This window comes from Paenibacillus sp. TY11 (assembly GCF_059772165.1).
Map to the genome: position 1 here is coordinate 379506 of NZ_JCBAIQ010000003.1, position 6222 is coordinate 385727.

Genomic DNA, 6222 nt, shown 5'->3' on the forward strand with positions numbered 1-6222 from the left:
CTGCTTTCTTTGTATAGATTTTTTACGCCAAACCGTAATCGCGCGTCAATCCTGCAAGACCATCTTGGTAGCCGCTGCCAATGGCATTGAACTTCCACTCACCGCTATGACGATACAGTTCGCCTACAACAACGCCTGTTTCGATCGAGAAATCTTCTCCCAGATCAAAGCGGACCAATTCTTCATTGTTTGCTTCGTTTACGATACGAGCGTAAGCACGGGACACTTGTCCAAAGTTTTGGCTGCGTTCTTGTGCTTCATAGATTGTAATGGTAAAAGCGATCTTTTCTACGTTAGCAGGCACGTTGCCCAGATCAATTTTAATCTGCTCGTCATCTCCGTCGCCATCACCTGTGCGGTTATCCCCTGTATGAACGACAGAACCGTTCTCATTTTGTGGATTATTAAAAAAGACAAAGTTCTTATCGGATTCTACTTTACCTTCCGCATTAGCCAAAAATACGGATACGTCCAGGTCAAAATCTTTACCGCCATCGTATTTGTTTGTGTCCCAACCGAGTCCAACCATAATTTTGGACAAACCTGGATTTGTTTTCGTCAAATCAATTTTTTGACCTTTGGATAAGTTAATTGCCATGAGTAAGAACCCCTTTTCACATTAAGTTTTGTATGCGCAACCTAAAATTACATATAACGCTGAGCCAGCACATCAATATGTACGGCATGGGTGCCTTCACCGATTGCAGCAAACTTCCATTCGTTGTTATGACGATAGAGTTCTCCACAGACCAGTGCGGTCAGCCCCTCATAATTATCAGATAAATTAAACGTCACCAGTTCCTTGGAATTAGCACCGTCCAGAATGCGGATATACGCCTTCTCGATCATGCCGAAATCCTGTTTCCGGTTTACGCAATCATATATATTCACAACAACAAGCACTTTGTCGACATTGGCAGGAATACGTGCCAGGTCAATCGCAATTTGTTCATCATCACCGTCGCCTTGTCCAGTCAGATTATCACCGGAATGAACGACTGAGCCGCATGGGCTTTTTTTATTATGGAAACATATTACATTGTCCGACTGAGTCAGTTTCCCGTTTGCGTCCAGCAAAATGGCAGAAGCATCACAATCAATGTTCGGTTGCTTCTTGATGCCAAAAAATCCTTTGGACTGCACTGGGTCCCATCCCAATCCAGCTATAACCTTGGTTAGTCCTGTGTTACCTTTGGTCAAATCAACTTTCTGGCCCTTGACCAGATTAATTACAGCCACTGATTAACACACCTCCCTTCCGTAAAATTTACAGACTAAATTCAGACGGATTCAAACCAAGCGCGCCACAAATCTCAGCAACAATTCGCTGTTCATTGGCATCAAAGTCACCGTCAGCTGCACCAATGGCGCTGCATACGCCAACGACGAGTCGGCCTACTTCAGGCTTACCTTTCAATCTACCAATCGCTTTCAGTGCTTCCTGTTTGCCGATTTCAGGTGAAAACTCAAAGTTCGCTACATAGTGATTGAAACGGTTGATGACCTCCCCCATATCAAACACTTTCAATTCTTCACTGATATTTATGTATCCGGCCATTTTTGTTTTCTCTTCTGGACTAATAGTACCGTCAGCAAAAGCTACTAATGCACAACCTGCAACAACAGCTTCCATAAAATCTTTATTCTTAAATTTTTTAACTTGGTCTCCAAGTCCTTTTTTAGTTGTATTCAGCCAATTTTTAAATGTACTCATGGTTACCTCCACAATTACGTATTTGAGTAAAATGCATCCTAGTTAATTTCTTCCTTTACTATAACCTGAATTACGATCTTTTTCTACAATAATATACAAAAATACGGTAAATACGATCTATTTATTATTGGTATCCTCTCTATCTTTAGCCCTATTTTCTACATAAAAGGCCCTCTTATATCATCCATCATTTGGTACCCCAATTGCAAGTCTGTGGAATGGTAGAGTTGATATTTAGACAAGGGAGGGCATACCACTTTTGGGGTGAAGGGTAAGAAAGTCTAAAAAAATCGGTAAATAAAAAAATCTACAGACTTCTCCAGCTAGCGAGTTTTACAGTTTCCAACTGCCGCTCACCTGTTCCAGAAAAAAAGACTGTAGATTTTATAGATACTCCTATTCACGTTATTATCGTTCACAGCTCAAGACCTAGTTATAATCCTCCCAATAGCGATACTCCATTTCATTCTCACCTTTGGTGACGATGATCATGTTCTCGATATGTCCGGTTTCTTTATTCGTTCGGTAGATCATGGTACGGGTTTCGCCCTCATCGGGTACAGAGAAGAGTACCTTGTCACTGATCATGCCGCCACCAATGCCGACGACGTGTTCCCCCCAGCCGGAGGCTGCGCCAGAACCTATGCCCGAACCTGCTGCACTGACACCAGTCCCGCGCGACAAAATAAGACCAATTCCATACCCGGTGACGGTCTGGGCCGTTTTACCTAGAGCATGCTCTCCAGCTGATTGAGTATGCTTTTGGACCCAGTAGTCGTATTTGTCTGTATTTTGCTCATAACTTACAACGTTTCCTTTTTTATCTATAGATATATCCGTTTTGCTTCCGTCCTTACCTGTCAGCTCGGTGACGGCGACAAGGGAATCGGATGTGATCTTGGAGGTCTCTCCTGTATTGTAATCTGTACGGGTAACCGAGTCCTCATATTGCAGTTTCAAGACATTCATCTGGTCGTGAATTTTCTGCATAACCTGCTTGTCGCCGATGGCCTCAGCGTTTTTCAGTAGTTCCTCATATTGATGATATTTATCCGCGTCTGCCTGATCCCATTCGTCTATGTTTTTTGGCGGCTTGGCGATATCTCCACCATGATTTCCAGCCTCTCCACTGCCCGCCAGCGCTGCACTAGCGTTCATCGCCGCTGCCAGGGCTGTCCAGAAGCCACGTGTGCTTTCACCATCTGCACCTCTAAACTTCGAAGCGATGCTTTTCAGCTCAATTTCAATGGATTGAACCTTATTTAATACAGAAGAAAGCGTATATTTAGCTGTACGATAGTCATTATAAAAACGATTTCTCTCCATACCATCCCACTGGCTGTGAAGGCGGTTCATTGTGCTATCCAGGCCGTTTAACTGGTTATACAGTGTACCGTGGGCATTGGCAAATTGGGAGGCCACGTTATCCAGCTGCTCCGGTGTGACTTGGATTTTTGTCATGGTGATCACATCCCATCTAAGAAAATAGGAGATAAAAATTATATTTTACAGTAATCCTTATTTCATATTGTAAGCTATAGAGGTCGGACATTCATGAGGATTTATACGTATTTGTGTATTCAGAACCAGTTCCTTTGATATAATGAATCCATATGAGTTCATTTCGACAATACATTATTGAAAGTCAGGTGTAGGGACATGTCAGACAAAAAAATTATCTTTTTCGATATCGACGGTACATTACTGGACGATGACAAGAAAATGCCGCTAACGGCTGAAAAGGCCGTCTTTGCTTTGAAAGAGCAAGGCCATGAGGTAGCCATTGCAACAGGCCGTGCTCCTTTTATGTTCAAGGAAATCCGTGAGCAGCTTGAAATTGATTCTTACGTCAGCTTTAATGGGCAATATGTCGTGCTGCGCGGGGAAGTCGTTGCTACCAATCCGCTGAACAGAGAAGCTTTGCAAGCTATGACTGATCTGGCCCTCACACATAATCATGCCATCGTATATATGGATCATGCGAACATGAAGGCCAATATTCCTAACGATGAGCTTGTAGAGAAGTCGGTCCAAACATTAAAGGCCAAGATTTCAGTTGGATATGATCCGCTCTATTTCCAGGGAAGAGACATTTATCAGACGCTGTTGATGTGTACGGCAGAAGAAGAGCCTTTCTATGAAGCGGTATTCAAAGCGTTTGACTTTGTGCGCTGGCATCCGAGTTCTGTGGACGTTGTTCCTCACGCTGGCTCCAAAGCAAAGGGAATCCGCGAAATTACGTCCAGACTGGGCATCGCCGATGAAAATCAATACGCCTTTGGCGATGGTTTAAACGATGTGGAGATGCTGACAGCTATACATAACAGTGTCGCGATGGGCAACGGCTGTGATGAAGCCAAAGCCGTAGCTAAAATGGTCACAAAACGCGCAGATGAAGACGGTATTTTGTACGGACTGCAACAGCTTGGTTTGTTAAGTTAACAGGATTGCTGACTAACTGGGCTTGTTTCGGGAAAAATAAAGTCTGTTTAAAGACTTACATATGAGAAATTAGGAGGTTGTCGTTGGATATGGAGACGGAAGGCTTACGCAATGTCGAACAGCTAGCCATGAAGAAATACAAAATTTACAAGCAAAGCCTACTCCGATATTTGGCACGTTCCATGCTGGCGAGTATGTTCATCGGGTTCGGCGTTATTGTAGCCTTTAAGACGGGCAACTTTTTTTACATGGAGCACTCTCCATTCACTTATCCCATGGCGGCGCTCACGTTCGGGGCAGCCATCATTCTGATCGCGTACGGCGGCGGGGATTTGTTTACCGGCAACACCTTCTATTACACCTATGCTGCGCTCCGTAAAAAGCTGCGCTGGGGGCAGGTGCTTCGATTATGGGCTGCCAGCTATGGCGGTAATTTGCTGGGTGCGGGGGTATTTGCACTCCTTATTTACTTGACCGGGCTGTTTGACTCCTCCAGCGTGAACAGCTTTTTGCTGAACGTGGTTGAGCATAAAATGGAAGCGCCTGCAATGCAGCTATTCTTCCGGGCTATTTTGTGTAATTGGCTGGTCTGCCTTGCCTTTTTTGTTCCGATGTTTATGAAAGAAAATGGCGCAAAGATGTTTGCAATGATGCTGTTTGTTTTTTGCTTTTTCATTTCGGGATATGAGCATAGTGTGGCTAATATGTGTACTTTCGCCATTGCGCTCGTGCTGGATCATCCGGGTACGGTTTCTGTCGCTGGTGTGATCCATAATCTCGTTCCGGTGACGCTCGGAAATCTGGTTGGTGGCGTGCTGCTTATGGGGGTTATGTACTATTCGGTGAATCTCCCGTTTTTGGATGAAGACGAGCATTAAAAAAGAAGCCGTGGAACCTAGTCCCACGGCTTCTTTGCGTTATTTTAGAAATAGAGCATACAGTGTCTACAGGTGCTTCCTTGCCTTTTATTCTTCTTGAGCAGGAAAATGAATAAAATGCTCCAGCTCCTTGAATAGCTTCTTGGGATTGACGTTGTCAGGTACAACCAGAGTTAGCGGCTCATCCAGCTTCAGCACATACATTCCTAGAATGGATTTGGCATCTGCCATGCCGCTCTTGCCATGAATCCAGATGTCATACGTATAATTGGATACAATTTGATTGATCTTCTCAATATCCTTAACGTCTTTTACCTTGATGGGTGTCATCATTGCACAGCACTCCCCTGCGTTGAATTGGGACTTACGAAACAAGTCTCAACTTCACTTTACCCCATATGAAGCATGTTGCAAAATCTTAATTTAGAAAATGACATGCGGCGCGGAGCTGATTTTCCAGTAGCTGCCGACCTTTTCAAAATTTACGGTGATTTTCTCGTTCGCCTGCTTGGTTCCTGCCGGATAAGGCACGGTCAGCAGGTAGCTGCGCTTCACCGGAGTCATCGTCACCATTTTCGCCGTAGCCCGGTTGAACTCTAGCAAATTGCCACCGTCTGCGTTCAACTGAGCTAGTCTGCCATTGACTTCAACGAAAAATTTACCGACAAATTGCTCACTGGCCTGCTTGGTATATGCCTGCGTCAGATAGCTGACCAGCTTAGTCTTCGTGCCGATATTCTCGGACAGATAGCGGTAGCTTTTACCGTTCAACTGGAACGACTCACCCACCGGACTGCCACCGCTGATCGCATACTGATAACGAGACTGCGCCTCCAGCACAAGCGGAATCGCACTCTCGTGATTCAGCTTGTCCAGCTGCGTTGGTTTCACGCTGGTGGCCGCGGCGGCGGCTGGCGCCGAAGTGGACGGCTGCTGCGGCTTGGACGGCTTGGCAGTCGATGGTACGGACGGAGCAGCCGCTGGCGCTACCGACGCGGATGGACGCGGTGCTGGTGCAGACGGAGCTGCTGGTGTAGCGGCTTTGGCGGAACCTGCGGCTGCGGGCGGAGCCGATACAGCTGGAACCGACGCAGACGCTGCTGGTGCTGGCACCTGGGCCGGGACGGATGCTGCTGGACTGGCAACGCCCGGTTGCGTCGCTTCCGCTGGAGCGGTCACGGCGGGCGC

9 protein-coding genes are annotated in these 6222 nt (G+C 45.9%); 3 read left to right on the forward strand and 6 right to left on the reverse strand.

Annotated features, from left to right (window positions below; all coding sequences use genetic code 11):
• Positions 1-22: 22 nt before the first annotated feature.
• The 4 genes from AC6EJC_RS05945 to AC6EJC_RS05960 form a co-directional block, all read right to left on the reverse strand.
• Positions 23-598 carry a TerD family protein gene (locus AC6EJC_RS05945; protein WP_250243405.1) on the reverse strand — a complete coding sequence of 192 codons (576 nt, stop codon included), beginning with the start codon at positions 596-598 and terminating at the stop codon, positions 23-25.
• A 47-nt stretch (positions 599-645) separates the two neighbouring features.
• Positions 646-1239, reverse strand: coding sequence for a TerD family protein (locus AC6EJC_RS05950; RefSeq protein ID WP_250267540.1), 594 nt, complete (start codon positions 1237-1239; stop codon positions 646-648).
• A 28-nt stretch (positions 1240-1267) separates the two neighbouring features.
• Positions 1268-1714: a tellurite resistance TerB family protein gene (locus AC6EJC_RS05955; protein WP_254327135.1), complete on the reverse strand. Its 447-nt coding sequence runs from the start codon at positions 1712-1714 to the stop codon at positions 1268-1270.
• Positions 1715-2143: 429 nt separating this feature from the next.
• A complete protein-coding gene (locus AC6EJC_RS05960; RefSeq protein ID WP_444953166.1) occupies positions 2144-3175 on the reverse strand; it encodes a WXG100 family type VII secretion target in 1032 nt (343 codons plus the stop codon).
• A 198-nt stretch (positions 3176-3373) separates the two neighbouring features.
• Here AC6EJC_RS05960 and AC6EJC_RS05965 point away from each other — a divergent pair, with 198 nt between their 5' ends.
• On the forward strand, positions 3374-4156 hold the full coding sequence (locus AC6EJC_RS05965) for a Cof-type HAD-IIB family hydrolase (RefSeq protein ID WP_444953167.1): 783 nt from the start codon (positions 3374-3376) through the stop codon (positions 4154-4156).
• A gap of 89 nt (positions 4157-4245) precedes the next feature.
• Complete coding sequence (locus tag AC6EJC_RS05970) at positions 4246-5034, forward strand: formate/nitrite transporter family protein (protein ID WP_444953183.1); 789 nt, start codon at positions 4246-4248, stop codon at positions 5032-5034.
• A gap of 87 nt (positions 5035-5121) precedes the next feature.
• On the opposite strand, the gene AC6EJC_RS05975 is transcribed toward AC6EJC_RS05970, so the two are convergent.
• Both AC6EJC_RS05975 and AC6EJC_RS05980 read right to left on the reverse strand, forming a co-directional pair.
• A complete protein-coding gene (locus AC6EJC_RS05975; protein WP_444953168.1) occupies positions 5122-5367 on the reverse strand; it encodes an HPr family phosphocarrier protein in 246 nt (81 codons plus the stop codon).
• Between the two features lie 90 nt (positions 5368-5457).
• On the reverse strand, positions 5458-5925 hold the full coding sequence (locus tag AC6EJC_RS05980) for a DL-endopeptidase inhibitor IseA family protein (protein ID WP_444953169.1): 468 nt from the start codon (positions 5923-5925) through the stop codon (positions 5458-5460).
• On the opposite strand from AC6EJC_RS05980, the gene AC6EJC_RS05985 reads away from it, so the two are divergent.
• The coding region (locus AC6EJC_RS05985) for a hypothetical protein (protein ID WP_444953170.1) at positions 5903-6222 on the forward strand (320 nt) is incomplete at its 3' end. The genes AC6EJC_RS05980 and AC6EJC_RS05985 overlap by 23 nt on opposite strands.

Bases quoted from the DNA above. Each gene is read 5' to 3' on its own strand.
- AC6EJC_RS05945 (WP_250243405.1), bottom strand. From the start codon at position 598: ATGGCAATTAACTTATCCAAAGGTCAAAAAATTGATTTGACGAAAACA.
- AC6EJC_RS05955 (WP_254327135.1), bottom strand. From the start codon at position 1,714: ATGAGTACATTTAAAAATTGGCTGAATACAACTAAAAAAGGACTTGGA.
- AC6EJC_RS05960 (WP_444953166.1), bottom strand. From the start codon at position 3,175: ATGACAAAAATCCAAGTCACACCGGAGCAGCTGGATAACGTGGCCTCC.
- AC6EJC_RS05965 (WP_444953167.1), top strand. From the start codon at position 3,374: ATGTCAGACAAAAAAATTATCTTTTTCGATATCGACGGTACATTACTG.
- AC6EJC_RS05970 (WP_444953183.1), top strand. From the start codon at position 4,246: ATGGAGACGGAAGGCTTACGCAATGTCGAACAGCTAGCCATGAAGAAA.
- AC6EJC_RS05975 (WP_444953168.1), bottom strand. From the start codon at position 5,367: ATGATGACACCCATCAAGGTAAAAGACGTTAAGGATATTGAGAAGATC.